The organism is Vallitalea sp. (genome assembly GCF_025211055.1).
Lineage (GTDB): Bacteria > Bacillota > Clostridia > Lachnospirales > Vallitaleaceae > Vallitalea.
On sequence record NZ_JAOARO010000094.1, the window covers coordinates 14,251 to 32,110 of the forward strand.

The 17,860-nt window shown below is 28.7% G+C and carries 11 protein-coding genes; 8 read left to right on the forward strand and 3 right to left on the reverse strand.

Translation table 11 applies throughout. The features are described 5' to 3' along the window. Positions 1-21: 21 nt before the first annotated feature. Entirely contained in the window at positions 22-1,113 is a 1,092-nt protein-coding gene (locus N4A55_RS14610; protein ID WP_293757661.1) for an HD-GYP domain-containing protein, read from the reverse strand. A gap of 248 nt (positions 1,114-1,361) precedes the next feature. Here N4A55_RS14610 and N4A55_RS14615 point away from each other — a divergent pair, with 248 nt between their 5' ends. The 4 genes from N4A55_RS14615 to N4A55_RS14630 all read left to right on the forward strand — a co-directional run bounded on the left by N4A55_RS14615 (position 1,362) and on the right by N4A55_RS14630 (position 9,389). Next, the gene (locus N4A55_RS14615; RefSeq protein WP_293757663.1) at positions 1,362-2,981 is read left to right on the forward strand and encodes a putative manganese-dependent inorganic diphosphatase; all 1,620 of its coding nucleotides are present in this window, start codon (positions 1,362-1,364) and stop codon (positions 2,979-2,981) included. A gap of 101 nt (positions 2,982-3,082) precedes the next feature. Further along, a complete protein-coding gene (locus tag N4A55_RS14620) occupies positions 3,083-4,291 on the forward strand; it encodes an HD-GYP domain-containing protein (RefSeq protein WP_293757665.1) in 1,209 nt (402 codons plus the stop codon). Between the two features lie 161 nt (positions 4,292-4,452). After that, a complete protein-coding gene (locus N4A55_RS14625) occupies positions 4,453-6,465 on the forward strand; it encodes an ATP-dependent helicase (RefSeq protein ID WP_293757667.1) in 2,013 nt (670 codons plus the stop codon). A 47-nt stretch (positions 6,466-6,512) separates the two neighbouring features. Beyond that, entirely contained in the window at positions 6,513-9,389 is a 2,877-nt protein-coding gene (locus tag N4A55_RS14630) for a response regulator (RefSeq protein ID WP_293757669.1), read from the forward strand. A gap of 149 nt (positions 9,390-9,538) precedes the next feature. On the opposite strand, the gene N4A55_RS14635 is transcribed toward N4A55_RS14630, so the two are convergent. Beyond that, positions 9,539-10,156: a DUF624 domain-containing protein gene (locus N4A55_RS14635; RefSeq protein ID WP_293757670.1), complete on the reverse strand. Its 618-nt coding sequence runs from the start codon at positions 10,154-10,156 to the stop codon at positions 9,539-9,541. Between the two features lie 681 nt (positions 10,157-10,837). Here N4A55_RS14635 and N4A55_RS14640 point away from each other — a divergent pair. The 4 genes from N4A55_RS14640 to trxB are packed head-to-tail and all read left to right on the forward strand — an operon-like array spanning position 10,838 to position 16,344. Beyond that, positions 10,838-12,433 (forward strand): DUF342 domain-containing protein, encoded by a 1,596-nt coding sequence (locus N4A55_RS14640; protein ID WP_293757672.1) that lies wholly within the window; start codon positions 10,838-10,840, stop codon positions 12,431-12,433. Between the two features lie 42 nt (positions 12,434-12,475). After that, positions 12,476-14,398, forward strand: a complete 1,923-nt coding sequence (locus N4A55_RS14645) for a hypothetical protein (RefSeq protein WP_293757674.1) — start codon at positions 12,476-12,478, stop codon at positions 14,396-14,398. Between the two features lie 58 nt (positions 14,399-14,456). Further along, complete coding sequence (locus N4A55_RS14650) at positions 14,457-15,386, forward strand: tetratricopeptide repeat protein (RefSeq protein WP_293757676.1); 930 nt, start codon at positions 14,457-14,459, stop codon at positions 15,384-15,386. 31 nt (positions 15,387-15,417) lie between these two features. After that, positions 15,418-16,344 carry a thioredoxin-disulfide reductase gene (gene trxB / locus N4A55_RS14655; protein ID WP_293757678.1) on the forward strand — a complete coding sequence of 309 codons (927 nt, stop codon included), beginning with the start codon at positions 15,418-15,420 and terminating at the stop codon, positions 16,342-16,344. Positions 16,345-16,668: 324 nt separating this feature from the next. Here the strand turns inward: trxB and N4A55_RS14660 are convergent, their stop codons facing one another. After that, positions 16,669-17,763 (reverse strand): C40 family peptidase, encoded by a 1,095-nt coding sequence (locus N4A55_RS14660; RefSeq protein WP_293757680.1) that lies wholly within the window; start codon positions 17,761-17,763, stop codon positions 16,669-16,671. Positions 17,764-17,860 lie beyond the last annotated feature (97 nt).

The following is a 17,860-nucleotide window of genomic DNA, read 5'->3' on the forward strand; positions in this document are numbered from 1 at the left end:
AGTATATAAAAATAACTACTCTTACAGTATTTCTTCAATGAAAATATTATTCTCTTGTTCCAAATCCAATAGAACATTATCAACCTGAACGATAGGTCTTGATGGTGATTTTTTGTGGATAAATTTTATTTCACATTCTTCACCTGTAGATAACCTTGCAATATTTCCAATATAATTATGAGCGATATGCTCTAAAAAAGTATACATGTAATGAGTATCCAGAATACCATAACATTCGTCTTCGAATATTTTTATAACTCGAAAAGGAGAATAGCGTTGATGATATGTACGTTCTGATGTCATGGCATCGTATATATCCACTATGGAAATAATCTTGGCATAAGGATGGATCTTGTCCCATTTTAAACCAAAGGGATAACCTGAACCATTCATTTTTTCATGATGAAGTAAAATAGCTTGCTTGATACCGTCATGCATATCTTTATCTTTAACCATATCATATCCTATCTTTGGATGTTGTTTAATTATTTCAAATTCTTCTGGGGTCAATTTACCAGGTTTATTAAGGATCTTAGGATCTATCTTCATTTTACCTATGTCATGTAAAAGTCCAGCTACAGTTAAAGCTTCTACCTCTGAATCGTTAAAATGAAGCCATTGTGCAAATATATTACATAACATAGATACATTAAGACTATGGGTATACGTAGAATCGTCAGAAATTTTGAGATGGCATAAATGACTGAACAAATCACTTTGATTTCCAAGATCTTGTACTAGATTTGAACTTATTGAAAACAAATCAGTAATCTTAACACTCTTACCATCACTAATTTGATTAAGATTGTCTTTAACTTTGGTTTCTTGTATTTCATAATCTTTACTGAATTTGATGAAATTCTGTTTTGTTCTAATCTGCTGTGGTGTAAGTTCCCGTTTTATGGGGGACTTTGTATAAATTAGCTCTTCTATACAATCTTTGATATATAAAAATCTAATGTTATATAGAGATAACTTATGGATATGCTTATCTGTAAGTGTAGTATTCTTTGGAAATAATAATAACCCATTTGAATATATAACATCTTCAGCTAAAACCATTCCTTTAGTAGCATCTATTGTATTAATTTTTTTTGCTGTATACTTTGTCACAATCTCACCCCTATAAATATTAACTTAGATACATTATAACAAATATATACAATTTTTCCAATAAAATTTAATTATTAATAGGGCTATATTTCTATTATAAATCAAATTAATATGTATAATTAATTATTATAATTGCACACGATGGACTATTTTGGTAGAATTAATCTAATGATAAGCCTATAAAGCTTTTTCTGCTTATGTTTTACTAACAAAAAAATAGCTTAAATATAGTAGAGAGAAGAGATAAAATGAATAAAATATATATATTTGGTCATAAAAATCCAGATACAGATTCCATATGTTCAACAATAGCTTATGAAAATCTAAAAAAACAATTAGGGTATGATAACTATATAGCTGCTAGATTAGGAGCAATTAATAAGGAAACTACTTTTGCACTCAATTATTTTAATGTAGACAAGCCTATGCTCTTAAAAGGTCTTAATCCCCAAGTATCAGACCTTAATCTACCAACCACTGTAGTTGCTCATGAAACAGATACTGTTAAACAAACGTTGGAGAAGATCATAAGTAAAATAGGACGTTCAATTCCCGTAGTAGATGAAAATGAAAGATTAATCGGCATAGTGTCTATCTCTGACATAGTTCCCCCATACTTGGAGATGACTAGTAAAACGGTCTTAAAAGATTTGAACACCCCATTTAAAAATTTGATGATAGAATTAAAAGCAGAGATTTTAATGGGAAAATATCAACACAATAATATTATGGGAAATGTTTATTTAGCTTCTGATTTAACTGGGGACATAGAATTGACTCAAGACGATATAGTTATAGCTGACCGTAAAACAGATATCATTAAGGAATATGAAACCAATGGATGTTGTATGATATTAGGGAATTATAATGAAAATGATGTGATAAACGGTGGGGATTCATATGAAGGGGTTATATTAACTACTAAGTACAGTGTCTATGAAATAGTAAAATTAATTGGGTACAGCGTACCTATAAAAACTATGGTAAAAAAAGAAGCACTAGAATATTTTGTTACTTATGAAACCATAGACGATGTCAAAAACAATATGTTGACGTCAAGACATAGAAGGTTCCCTGTTGTTGATGAATTTGGATTCATAAAGGGTATGATTTCAAGAAGTAATTTAATAGATATTAATAGGAAGAAAGTAATATTGATGGATCATAATGAAAAGAGTCAATCAATAGAAGGTATTGAAGAAACTGAAATCGTTGAAGTTGTAGATCACCATAGAGTAGCTAATGTTCAAACAATGGCTCCACTGTATTTCAGGATAGAACCATTAGGGTGTACATGTACTATAGTTGCTAAGATGTATGAAGAAAACAATATCACAATAACAAAAGAAATGGCAGGTATTATGTTGAGTGCAATAATATCTGATACACTATTATTTAAATCTCCAACAAGTACAAAAGAAGATAGAAGAATAGGTAGATTATTAAGTAAAATAGCAGGGGTGGATCTTCATAAATATGGAATGAAACTAATAACAGCAGGTTCTTCATTAAGGGAAGAAACTCCAGAAAATATTATTAACAATGATATGAAGAAATTTATGTTTGGTAAATACAAAGTTATGATATCACAGATAAACACTGGAGATTTTGCAGGATTTTACACTATATTCAATGACATAACTAGTGAGATGAACAAAATATGTGACGTGGATAATATTGACCTAGTAGTATTAATGATTACTGATATTGTTGTAGGAGGTACGGAAATCCTTGCTATAGGAAAAGAAAGATGGATAGCTGAAAACGCATTTAATATGGACAAGGAAGATATCAGTATATTCTTACCTAATGTATTCTCTAGGAAAAAACAAATAGTACCTATGCTAATGAATGCGGCAAAACTATAAAAAGATTACTTGATACAATACATTATGTGTCTAACTAAATGACTTAAATCAATCTAAAATCATATGTAATAACTAACATAGCAAATAGTGAGGTTTTAATCATGGAAATAAATTTAAATAAACTTTTACTATCATTATCTTACACATTGGATTTTGTAGAAATGGATATATTAGGTGTCACCTCTAATCATTCAAAAAGGGTAGCATATATAGCTAATACTATAGGTGAACGACTTAACATGAATAAAAAAGAAAGATTCGATTTAGTTGCTTGTTGTGTACTTCATGACAATGGGGTCACTGAATACATGTTAAAAGAAGCAGCTATTACTAACACCAACAAGAGAAAACTTGTCCTAGAAAATGTAAAGGAACACTGTATAATAGGTGAAGAAAACGTTACAGACTATCCTTTCTTGACAGATGTCACTAATGTGATCAAATACCACCATGAAACATACAACGGAAAAGGTTTTTTTGGAAAGGAAAAAGATGAAATACCATTAATGTCTCAATTAATATTTTTGGGAGATCGTTTAGATAATGTATTTAATCTTAATAATACTGATTATCCTAAGATATGTAAAATAAATAAGTATGTAAAGGAACAATCAGGGAAACTTTTTTCGCCAATAATAGTTGATACTTTTCTAGAAGTCAGTAAAAAATCAAGTTTTTGGTTAGATCTTAACAATGATTTTATCTGTAATGCTATATCTAGAACTACACCTAATATTAATATGACTATGTCATGGGAAGAATTAGAGCAGGTAACTAAGATTTTTTCTTTAGTCATTGATAATAAATCAGCGTTTACATTAAGACATTCCCAAGGATTAGCTACAAAAACTGAAACCCTGGGAAAATACTATAAAAAAGATAATATTGAGATATTAAAATTAAAAATAGCTGCTAACTTACATGATTTAGGTAAATTAGCTATTAGTAATGATATAATTGATAAGAACGGCAAATTAGATGAAACAGAGTTCTATTTAATTAAGCAGCATTCATATTTCAGTAGAATTAGCTTATCCAGTATTGATGAATTTAAGGATATAACAGAATGGGCATGTAATCATCATGAAAAATTAGACGGTTCAGGGTATCCATTTGGGTTAACTGGTGATAAACTGGATTTTAATTCTAGACTAATTATGTGTCTTGATATATATCAAGCTTTGATGGAAGAAAGACCTTATAGGAAAGGTCTGACACATGAAAAAAGTATGTCTATCTTAAGAAATATGGTGGCTGATGGATTAATAGATGGTGGAATTGTTGATGATATTGATATTGTATTTTCGTAAAAGGAGAATAATAAAACCCATTTCCTACTAAGGAATTAGGTTTTTCTTTTTATAAAAAAATAGTTAAATGTTATAGATGAACTATCAATTAAGAGGGAAAGAAGAAAGTGAATATAATTACTATATATGGTATAATTTAGTAAGACCAAGGAGGAATGTTGATGGGGCATGAATTAAATAATAGTCAAAAGCAGGCAGTTACTCATAATGAAGGTCCTATGATGGTTTTAGCTGGACCTGGGTCTGGAAAGACTATGGTTATAACTCATAGAGTAATTAATCTAATAGAAGAACTAAAAGTGAAACCAAGCAATATTTTAGTAATAACATTTACAAAAGCTGCTGCGATCACTATGCAAAATAGATTTGAGAATTTATCTGATAGTAATAATAGTAAGAGAGTTATTTTTGGTACGTTTCATTCTGTGTTTTTTCGTATTCTAAAAAGCTATTATAACTTAAATGTAAGTCAAATAATAATGGAAAATAAAAAATTAGATATATTCAAAGAAATTGTTAGACAGCTAAAAATTGAATATGAAGATGAGAACGAGTTCATCAATCAAGTAACTACAGAAATATCTTTGATAAAGAATGAATTAATCAATGTTAAATATTATAATGCGGTGTCTTGTTCTAACGAAGATTTCTATAAGATATATAGTCTCTATGAGGCTTATAAAAGAGAGAAGAGAGCAATTGATTTTGATGATATGTTAATCAAATGCTATAATCTCTTAAGTAGAAATAGTAAAATATTAAGTTCTTGGCAATCAAGATTTAGGTACATACTTATAGACGAATTCCAAGATATAAATAGAGTACAATACGAAACAATAAAATTATTGGCTAAGCCAAATAATAATCTGTTTATTGTTGGAGACGATGACCAATCCATATACAGTTTTAGGGGAGCTAAACCAGAGTTCTTACTAAATTTTCCTGAAGAATTTGGAGATACAAAGAAAATAATTCTTAATAATAATTATCGCTCCACTAAAAACATTGTCAAAGTAAGTAGAAGCGTAATCAAGAACAATAATAAGAGATATATAAAAAATATGATAACTAGTAATAAAGACGGTAACCAGCTTGGTATTATTGAAACAAAAGATATAGGGGATGAAGCAAAAACAGTTGCTAATAGTATATTAGAACTTAGCAGACAAAAAGATATACCATTATCAGATATTGCAATTATATATAGAACCAATATTCAATCCAGAGCTGTAATTGATATGTTTCTTGATATGAATATACCATTCATAGTAAGGGATAAAGCAGCTATTATATATGATCATTGGGTTGCAAAAGATATAATTTCATATATGAAACTTGCACTGGATATAAAAGACAAAGAAGCATTAATAAGAATAATTAACAAACCAAAAAGATACATAAGTAAAGCAGTTCTTGAGATATCAAAAAAATATTCTGATAATATATGGGAAGGATTATATAAGAATTCTGAGGAAAAAGAGTGGATGATTAATAGGCTGGATGAATTACAATATCAATTACAAGTAATCAAAAAAAATACACCCTATGATATAATAAAATATATCAGAAAAAAAATAGGCTATGATAGTTATTTAGAGAACTACGCTACCTATAGAAAAATAGGAATTGAAGGTTTAATAGAAGTTTTGAATGAAATTGGGGAAAGTACTAAGAATTTTGAAACAATAGATGAATGGTTTAATCATATTGAAGAATATAGACAGATGATGGAGGATACCAATAATAATATATATAAAGACTCAGTAACATTAACAACCATGCATAGTTCTAAAGGATTGGAATTTAGTATTGTCTGGATTATTGGTGCTGTTGAAGGGTTGATACCTCATGAAAAATCTAATAGAGACAAAGATATAGAAGAGGAGAGAAGATTATTCTATGTAGGAATGACGAGAGCAAAAGAGTATTTATACATATCTTATATTAACAACAGATACGACGAACCAGCTGTCCAATCAAGATTTTTAAATGAGATATATGATTATTTTTCTACTAAAATAGAAGTTGGAAGTATAGTAACTCATAAAAAATTCGGTAAAGGTACAGTTATAGATATTAACAAAAAATCTGTTTCAGTAGCTTTTGAAAAGAAAGGTAAGATAAAATTAAATATAAAGTTCTGTATACAAAATAATCTAATAAAATGTGAATAAGTTTATAGGGTATAGATATTTATAATTTGTTGATTGAGGTGTTTTTAATGAACGTAATAAGAGTGGTAGATATTTATAGTATTGTTACAAGCTTAGCATGGCTATTTATTTTTATTTATATCTATTTAAAAATAGGTAGAAAAGACAAATATCTGGTTTATTACATTAAAGGAATAATTGTCTTTATCATATTTTTATCTTTGGGTTTTATATTTAAAGAGTTAGCCATACAAGAGAGTACTTTAATAGGTATATTATTTCTGAATATTAGTTATATTCTACTTATACTTAGTATAGAATTATTTATAACTATAAAAGGCAGGAAAATATGGTTGTGGGTATCTATTGCTATCATAGGGGTAATTATTTTTACTAAAATAATTAATAGAGATTACACAATTATTTTGAATATATATATAGGAGTCCTATTATCATATATAGGTTTTCGGTTACTTAAATCTAAGAAAAATTATAATCTACTAATTGGAAGTTTTTTGATTCTATGGGGTATATTTAATCTACTATGTCCTGTATTATATAAGCTTTATGATTTTGATATGACGTTATATGTAATTAACCGTATCTTCATAATTTTTTCTGAAGCGTTATTTATAATTGCTTATATATATAAAATGAATATGGACTATAAATATGATAACGAAAATATAAAAAATATATTTAATGTTTCTTCAGTTGGGCTTGAACTATATAATGCAAAAGCTGAATTGATTATCATTAATCCCATATGTCTTGAAATGTTTGAGATAGAAAATTACGATACTGTTATAGGTTCTAATCTATTTGATAGATTTAATATTGCTAATCGTAGTTTAGAACAATTGAAGAGTGGTAAAGATGTAAGTTTTCGAGTGGAATTTGAACTTAATCATGATAATAAAGAAAATCAAATCAACAATAATATTATGCAGAAAAAATTCTTAGAAGTTAAAATAAATATTCTAGGAATAGATAAATTACAACCAGAAGGTTACTTTGTTCAGATAGAAGATATATCAGAACAAATATATTCATCAGATAAGCTAGAAAAAAGGATGAAAATGGCAGTAAGTAGTGCTAATTTATATGAATGGGATTGGGATATAGGTAACAATTTATTTTATGTAGACCCTATTTTTGCTATATCATTAGGATATGATGGTGAAAAATTCAATGATAAAGGAACAGTTTTTTTAAATCTTATAAAAGAAGAAGACTTAGAAATTATTAATAAAGAGTTGCAAAAGCATTTTGAAAATATAGAGCAGGTTTTTATCTGTGAATGGAGAATTAAAGATGCTACTGGGAATTACAAATGGTACATGGGAACAGGTTCTGTAATAGAAAGAGATGAGGATGGTTTACCTCTTAGGATGGTAGGAATTAATCAGTGCATAGAAAGACGTAAACAATCTGAATTAGAACTATATAATAGTGAAAAAAGGTATCGGTCATTATTTGAGACCATGGTAAATGGATATGCTAGATTGGAAATTAAATATGGGAATGATAATAATATTTGTGATTACAAATGTATAGAGACCAATAATTCATTAAATACAATATTAGGATTGGATGAAATTCAAGGCAAGAAAGTAAAAGATATCATTACACATGAAAAGTATTGGATAGCATTAATAAACGATATGCTTAAGAAGATGAATCAAAGCAGAATAGAACAGTATTCTAGACGATTAGGTAAAATATTAGAAGTGATAATGCATAGATTTGGTAACAATCAAATCATACTAATCATTAGGGATGTAACTAATGAGAGAAATCTGGAAAATATGGTTAGACAGACAGAGAAACTATCAGCTATTGGTCAATTGGTTGGAGGAATCGCTCATGATTTTAATAATCAATTAATGGCTATTAGTGGAGCTGTGTCTATTATCAAGACCAAATACGCTGGAAGAGAGTGTATGAAATACATAGATTATATTGAAAAATGTGCTAATAACTCTGCTTCACTAGTTAATAGACTTCTAACATTCTCAAGAGAATCTGATTATAAATTAATACCAATAGATTTGCATAGTATCATTAATAGTGTAGTGGAAATATTAGAAAGAAGTATTGATAAACTAATAAGGATAGAAACATCTCTAGAAGCTGAAAATCATATGATATTAGGGGATGAAAGTCAAATTCAAAATACATTACTTAACATCGGAATAAATGCTAGAGATGCATTAATTAATGGTGGACAGCTGGTATTCAAAACTTATAATATTACGGAATGGGATTGTGAAAAAGCTGATGTTCAAGAACAAAAACCAGCAATAGTTATTATTGTTTCTGATACAGGAATAGGAATGAGTGAAGAGGTCAAGAAACATTTGTTTGAACCTTTTTATACTACCAAAGATATTGGTAAAGGAACTGGAATGGGCTTAGCTATGGCCTTTGGAGTTATTAAAAATCATGGGGGGTGTATTAGTGTTAATTCTGTTATCAATGTGGGGACAGATTTCACTATTGAACTACCAATATTAGATGAGAAAGAATATACACCTGTAGATGAAGATGAAAGATTGATTAAAGGTGTAGAAAAGATTTTGGTTGTTGATGATGAGGAAATAATAAGGGATTTGTTACAGGAAATGATTGAAATGTTGGGTTATGAGGTAATTACTTATGGTGATGGTTTTGAGGCTCTTAGATATTATAAAAAACATATAAGTGATATTAATCTGGTTTTATTGGATGTTGTTATGCCTAATATTAGTGGAAAAGAGTTAGTAAATGAATTTTATGGTATTAATGAGGATGTTAGAGTTGGATTTTTATCAGGATTTGGTTTTGAAAAGATGGATAAGGTAATAACTGATAGGATAGTTGGGTTTATTAATAAGCCGATTAATATTGAGGAGTTGTCGTTGAAGATTAGGGAGATGTTGGATCATAAGAGAATAGAGGAGTAAGAGAATAGAACAACGGTAGTATGAGTATACCCTTATATAGGGTATACTCATTGTAATGGCGCTCTTGAGTTATTATCTAATAATAGATTGTATTACTAATTAAAAATGGATTATGTGAGAGGTTGTTCTCACATAATCCATTATAATTTTTACCATACTGTTGTGTCATACTGGGTTAATATCTTTTTTGTTATCACCCTTGATAATAGGTAGCATTGAATAGGTGTCAGGATGATTATTAGAAGTACGTTATTTATAGTGTAAAGTAAAGCTAATAGTGAGATTGTTATAATAACAGCTAATAGTGTTGATGGTAAGTGTTTATTAGCAAGTATAAAAGAATATTTAAATAGTTTCTTTATACCCAATTCTGTTGTAGACATAAGAGGGAATATATATAAAGTTATAAATAATAATTCAATAGTCAAGCTAAAATAAACTGGTAATAACCAAGATATATCAAGAATACCTTGTGTAATAGAAGTTATGTTGAAAAACATTAGTATGTATAATGCGGCTAATATTAACCATACTAGAGTGGATTTAAGGAATTTGTTTTTGAGTGCTTTGAAAAATGTTTTGTACACGTATCCTTCTTCTTTGACTAGGTTATAATATACACTAGTGTATAGAGCGGTTGTTACAGCACCTATAGTTACTCCAAAACCTAGTAAAGAAATAATTGTCCATAAAAGACCTAATGCTATAACATCAAAAACTATACTTCCAATTCTTTGAAACGGTCCATCAATATTAAAAAAGTTCATTATATATCCCTCGCTTAGTATATTTTTATAATTATTAACTCTATAATTATTATAATAAGACCAACAAGATGTGATTAGTGATGCTTGTTGTTAGTATAAAGTTATTATCAATAATATTATCATATGTATTGATATAATTTCAATGTGTAAAATCATGTAACTTTGGAAGTTTTTTTGTATAATTTGTATATAATATTAATGTGATTGTTAATAATGATAGATATTTTGGGATTAGGTAAATATATTTGGTTAATCTACTTAAATTCTAGGAGCCAATCTACAATACATTTTTAGGATACAGTACTTCTATACCAAAAAAATGGTTGTCAATATTTCAAACATTAATAAATATTAGTAAAGTTAGATGAATCAATATTTTTAAATGGAGAAAGATAAAAGATACTTTTATAAGTAATTAAAAATATGAGCATAATGCAATGTATATAATTATAATATAGCTGGTTTATATTATATATTTTATGGTATAATGTTTTAATAATATGATGATATGTGTATGTATCAACAAGGCAAAAACATTAAAGATTTACTATTAAGTATATATAAATAGTTGCCGATATATCATAAAGATATTTTTTAATTTAATTTTGTTTAAATATTGATTTTGATATAAAAAAAGTTATATAATATGGTTAAAAATAGTAAATGATGGAGTGGATTAATTTGTTCAGTAATGTGATATATTCTAACGAATACTTAGAGTTGATAGAAGAAGAGGAACAATATTATGTGAGAGTTTTCGATAAGGGATATAACTTGAATGATTTTAATAATATCATGTTACAATATCCCCGTATTAATCTTAGTTGCTTTTCTGCTCTTACTTCTGCAATTGCGTTAGCATCTGGTGAAATTATAAAAGTAGGCATTAAGAAACCTTTAGTAGAACTATCGGTAAGTAAAGATAGATTGAAAGGTTATGTAACAATTAATATGACAAGAGAAGAATTCAATAGCAGGGATAAATCTGAATTGGTTGAGATAGTCATGCAAGCTATACAGCATTCCAATATAGTATATGGTATTGATGTACATGATATAGTTAATATCATACAGCCCCTAAAAAAAATCCAGATAGCGGAGGGAGTGCTTCCTACTAGAGGAAAAGATGCAGAAATAAAATTGTATAAAATTGAAGAAGTAAGGCCACAAATGATTGAAAATGAGGCTGTTAATCACTATGAACTTAACTTGATAAATAAAGTAGAAAAAGATGCTTGGCTTGGTGAAAGAATAGAACCAAAACAAGGGGTACCAGGTAAAACAGTATGGGGAGAAATAATACCAGCACAGCCTGGCAGACAGATGACCTTAGAATATGATAAGAAAACAATAATAGAAAAATATGATCCTAAGGAAGATAAAACAACTCTACATGCCAAGAGAACAGGTGCAGTCATATATCAAAATAATATAATAGGTGTATGTAACTGTTTGGAAATTGACGGAAATGTTTCATTTAAAACAGGTAATATTGATTTTGATGGTTTTGTTGATATCAAAAATTCTATAGAGGATAATTTTATAGTTAAAGCAGATCATGATATTCAAGTAATGGGAGACATGGGTGTAGGTAGTGTAGATACTATAGAAAGTAGGGATGGAAGTATTTACATAAGAGGTGGAATTGCAGGTAAGAACAAAGCTAAGCTCATATGTAATGGAGACTTGTATACCAAATTCGCATCAGAATGTACTATAATATGTGATGGAACTGTGAATATTGGTTCATATGCATATAACTGCAATATAAAAGCTAAAGAAGTTAAACTTGAATCCTATAAAAGCAGGATTATAGGTGGTAATATTGAGGCTAGTATAAAAGTACAGGCTGGTGAAATAGGTAATAGAACTGAATCCTATACAAAAATTACAGTAACTGGCTTTGAGAGAAATAAGATAAAGGAAGAATATGACATAATTGTCTTGACAATTAAAAAAGTAAAAGATAAGATAGCACTATTAAAACAGAAACTATCAATCTATTCAGCAGCTAAACTTAATGATTCTCAAAAGATAGATGTTAATAAGATGAATGAAGAATTTGATTATTATAAAAATAGCCTGAAAAAATTATACAATAAACAAAAAAGATATGTTTCTTATTTACATGCAAAAGGCGAAGGAGAAGTAAAAGTAACTAATTGCCTATATCCTAATGTATCAATAAACATTAAATCGTGTACTACTCACTGTAATAAATTATTAAATATGCCCACAACATTCTATGTATTAAATCAAGAACTTATCAAGGTATAAATTAATGTGCCTTGACATTGATTAGGAAGAAGGTACCCCAAGATGGCTTATGAACAAATGCTGTATAATATACTAGAACACCATAAGAAAAATAAAGATATTAGTAAAAAGGTATATAGATATACAGGCTTAATACATGCTATTGAATTTTTTACACAAAAATTTAATTTAGAACACATAGAAAAATATATTTTTGAATTTAGTAATGAATTATTATTACCTGATCAAATAGCTGTATTTATCAGAAAAAACCATGAATATAAGTTAGTGCAAGTTAATGGATACAACAAAGAACAATATACTATTGAATATAATGAATCTTTTGATGAAATAATTAAGTATAATAGTGGATTACTGAGAGAAAATAATTTTAAGCCATATTTTTCAAAAGACATATTTAGTGATTTTGAATGCAACTTCATCATACCACTAATTATGGATTGTGAGTTATATGGATTTATACTAGTTAATAGAAATAATGATGAATTTCTAGAGGATGATGAAATCATTGCTAATGCTCTGATGAATCTGTTTTCTACATCATTGTCTAATTATAAATGTTTCAAAGAATTAGAGAATGTCAGTAAACAACTGAATGAAAAATTATTCAATCTATTTGCGATTAATCATTCATCAAAGGCTTTATTAAGTAGCTTGGATTTAGGTGCTTTGTACAGATTATCTATAAGTGCTTTTGCAGAACTTACACAAAGTAGTTTCACTACTTTTTTCTTATATGATTCCATTAGTAATAGTTACAAATTAATGAGTTTGAAAGATGTATATAACTCCAGTTCAGTTATGTTTATCAATCTATATCCTACTGAATCAATAAATGATACTAAGATTAGGATTTTAACAGATATGAGTAATGAATCCCAGCAAAATCAGTTTTATGACTTATTTGAAAACTCACGAGAGATATTGAAAGATATTGAAATAAATTATGTGGTATCACTCTTGAAAAAGAATAGATTAGTTGGATTTGTTACATTAGGACCAAAAGTTAATGGTAACAAATATGAAAACAGTATATTTGAGTTAATTGAAAGTTTGGCTTCATCTACATATATTGCAATCAATAATGCTAAGAATTTCCAAAAGATTAATATGCAGAAGGAAATCATTAATAATAAATTGAATAGATTGGTTAAATTGAATGAGTTAATGAAAAATATTAATATAGCTAGTAATATGGAGCAGCTTATTGATTTAACTATAAGTACGCTCAGTATCTTTTTCGGAGTCACAAGCGGTTTCATAGGATTATACGATAATGATAAAGATAGAATTAATATAACTAGGTCAATAAATATAGATAATAATTTAACACATATACCTTTACAAGACGAGCTGTTACCACTGAAATTAGGGGAAAAGATAATATTGAATAGTGAAGCTGATGTAGAAAATACTTTTGCTCCTGAAATAGTTGAATGTTTTAATAATACATATAGTGGAGCCTTATTCGTGCCAATATTTGTCGATGAGAATGAGTTGAAACTTTTGGGTGTTATTGGTATACTAGCTATTAAGGATAAGATTTTAGGAGACGAAGAGAACATTATTACTTTAGAATCTATTGCTAATCATATCGCACCTATCATGTATCAATTTACATCGCTTAGCAAGATAATAGATCAATATAGACCTGACTATCAAGTAGTGTTTTTAAATGATTTAAAACAAGATGTGATTGAAGCAGAAGAGTTCTATTTAGAGTTGAAGATTATACATATAAAAGTTGGTGTAAATTTTACATTCACAAGAATAAACACTGATAAATTACGAAAACAGTTTGAAAAAGTATATCCCGTAGATAACATGAATATTTTTGTTATTAGTTTTGATAAAGAACCTGTAAATGATATTATAAGTATACTTGGTGAGAATATTAGTTGTAAACAATATGACTATAGTAAAGATTTTAACTCGTTTGAAGAATTTGTTTCAATTTATTCATAATGTATAGGTATAAGATGCCAATATCTAAAATACTTTGCAGATACGAAAGAGAGAAATTATGAAAAAATATCATATAGACAATTATATTGTTTTAGGGAAAAAATATTATGAAGAAGATAATTTATTAAAAGCATTATATTATTTTAATAAAGCTTATGATTATGGTAAAAATAATGATACCGAGTTATTATTAGATATTGCTATCATATATGATGAGTTAGATGACTATGATAATGCACTAAGAGTATACAAGGAAGTTCTAACCATTGATACTTCAGAGGCAAGAGCATACTATGGTATTGCAATTCTAAATGACCACAAAGATAATTTTGAAGAAGCGATACCTTATTATCAGAAAGCTATAGAATGTGATCCATATTATACGAAAGCCTATTTTTTTCTTGCTTATGCTTATGATTATTTAGGAGAAGTAGAAAAAGCAATTGAGAATTATAATAATGTACTAGAAATTAATCCATATGATTTTTGGGCATGTATTAACTTAGGTTCTATCTATGAGCAAAGAGATGAAATAGACAAATCTCTCACATTAATGAAAAAAGCTCTGGATATTGATAACAGACATTACATGGTATTATTCAATATGGGTGTGCTTATGTCCAAGGAAAATGAAGTTAATGAGGCTAAAAAATATTACCAACAAGCTATAAAATATAATAAAAACTACCCATACTCCTATTTGAATCTGGGTGTTTTGTATAGAGATGAAGAAGAATACAGGGAAGCAATTGTAGTATTCACTGATGGAATAAATAATAACAAAAATTCAGTTTTCTTATATTATAATAGAGCTTGTTGTTATATGAAATTAGAGCTAATCGATAATGCTGAAAAAGATATTCTGGATGTACTTAGGCTACATCCTAAGATGGCAGAATATGTTCAAAATGATAGAGAGCTTCAGAGTCTCATTAATTATTCAGCATCTATAAGATGTATGTTAGAAAAAAGCGACGCTATTGTTTGAAATAAGTTTATTTACTTAAGGAGTGATTTTAATGACAGAAATATATGATTTGATAATAATAGGTTCTGGTCCTGCAGGTATGGCTGCGGCTATCTATGCTCAAAGAGCAATGTTAAAAACTATGGTACTAGAAAAAGATGTTCCAGGTGGTCAAGTAATCAATACCTATGAAGTTGATAACTATCCAGGAATTCCAGATATAACAGGATTTGAGCTAAGTACTAAAATGAGAGAACATGCCGAAAAATTAGGCTTAGAAATAAAATCAGAAGAGGTAGTAGACCTCTTGCTAGACCAAACAGTAAAAGTAGTAAAGACAACTGGTAACGAATACCAATCAAAAGCTATTATCATGGCTACAGGTGCTAGATGGAAAAAAATAGGTGTAAAAGGTGAAAAAGAACTTACTGGAAGAGGTGTATCTTATTGTGCTACTTGCGACGGTGCTTTCTTCAGAAATATGGAAGTTGCTGTAGTAGGGGGTGGCGATGTAGCCGTAGAAGACGCAATCTTTCTAGCTAGAATGTGTAAAAAAGTATACCTCATACACAGAAGAGATGAGCTAAGAGCAGTAAAAATATTACAAGACAGCTTACTAAAACATGACGAAGATAAAATAAAAATACTATGGAACACAGAATTAAAAGAAGTAATTGGCAAAGACCAAGTAGAAAAAATTTCTATCATCAACAATAAAACACAAGAAGAATCCATACTAGACATTGATGGTCTATTCATTGGAATTGGTACAGAACCTAACTCACAACTAATTAAGGATAAAGTAAAATGTGACGAAAAAGGCTATGTATTAACCGACGATTCTTGCCAAACAAGTATAAGAGGTGTATACGCCGCCGGAGATATAAGACAAAAAATCCTGAGACAAATTATCACAGCCGCCGCTGACGGAGCCACATCCGTTTACGCCGCCGAAAGATACATCCTAGAAAATTTCTAAAATGAAATCTATTTAATGTATTAAAATGAGTACTTTATAACTAAATAACTCTTTTACTCAATTAAGAGTGCCAATCGCATAAACAAACCATATACAGTGATATAACGACCTTTTACGGCTTGCTGTCTTACCTCTAAACCAGATAAAAGCAACAAACGTAACGAGAGTGATATCACTGTATATGGTTTTACTATTACTACCGTCGTCATTCTCTAAAAAACAACAGCACTAAAGGACTGCATAAACAGTCCCCCAACACTATTATGTAACATTTTACCACTTACATAATAAAGAATATTTTTTATGAAAAAGCAAGGTTTTAGGCTATTTGATAACTCTAGAGGCACCTATATAAGGTAAAAGTCTTGAATCACTTAAATTATTAATGATAATTCCAGTTTTTCTGTTGTTAGCATGGATAACCTGATTATTACCAATATATAAAGCTACATGGGATATCTTATTTCTATATCCAAAGAATACAAGGTCGCCAGGTAATAAATCATTTTTTGACACTCTATACCCGTTATTAATTTGTGATCTGGAAGTTCTACTTATACTTATACCATATTTTTTCATTACTTGTTGTGTGAAACCAGAACAATCCACACCTTTTGTTAAACTATTGCCACCCCATACATAAGGGTTGCCTAAAAATTGTTTTGCATAACTAACTACTTGTTGTCTTAAGCTTGATGAATCTGTAATGGTCTTCTCATCAGAAATAACTACATAATCTTTATATATATAACCAGTAGACCCGTTTGGTATCTTAATAGAAACCCATTCTTCTAATTCGCTTAACACTTCAAAAGTATTATAACGATAGACTTTACCTATCTTATAAGAATTAATAGATGGTTGCTGTCTGACATTAAGTATATTTGTGTTTACAGTAGCAACTTTTTTTGATTTCTTTTCTGTAGTCTCTTGTGATGTAGATAAGGATTTTGAATATGAATATTTAGTTTCAGATAAACTACTAATATGCATATATCCTTTACCCTTTATGGTACTAACATAGAACCAATCTCCAGTTTGGTAATCTATGCTGATTAGTTGTCCTTTATCAATAGTTGCTAACACATTACCTAATAGATTTGGTGAATTTCTAAGTTCAGCTTTAGTTATTACAACTTTTGATTTGCTGGAATTCTCAATGTTAACGTAATTGCTATGTACATATGCATTGTTTAACAAATCAAGATCAATTTTAAACCAGTTATCACTTGTAGAAACGATTTCTAGTTTATCACCCAAATGAACATGATCAACTATAGAACTGGTGGTACTAGGGCCACTTCTAACATTAAGATTTTTTACATTAACAACACCTATGGTAGCAGCATTAACGTTAAGTGTTAAAACTAATCCTCCTAATATACCTAGAGTAACTTGCTTAATACCTCGCCTTTTCATAAATTAAACCTCCTAATGCTAATGTTATTATTTGTAAATAATAAGGAAAAATATTCTAAAAAAATAGTTGTTACAAAAATGTTAACTAATTATTACA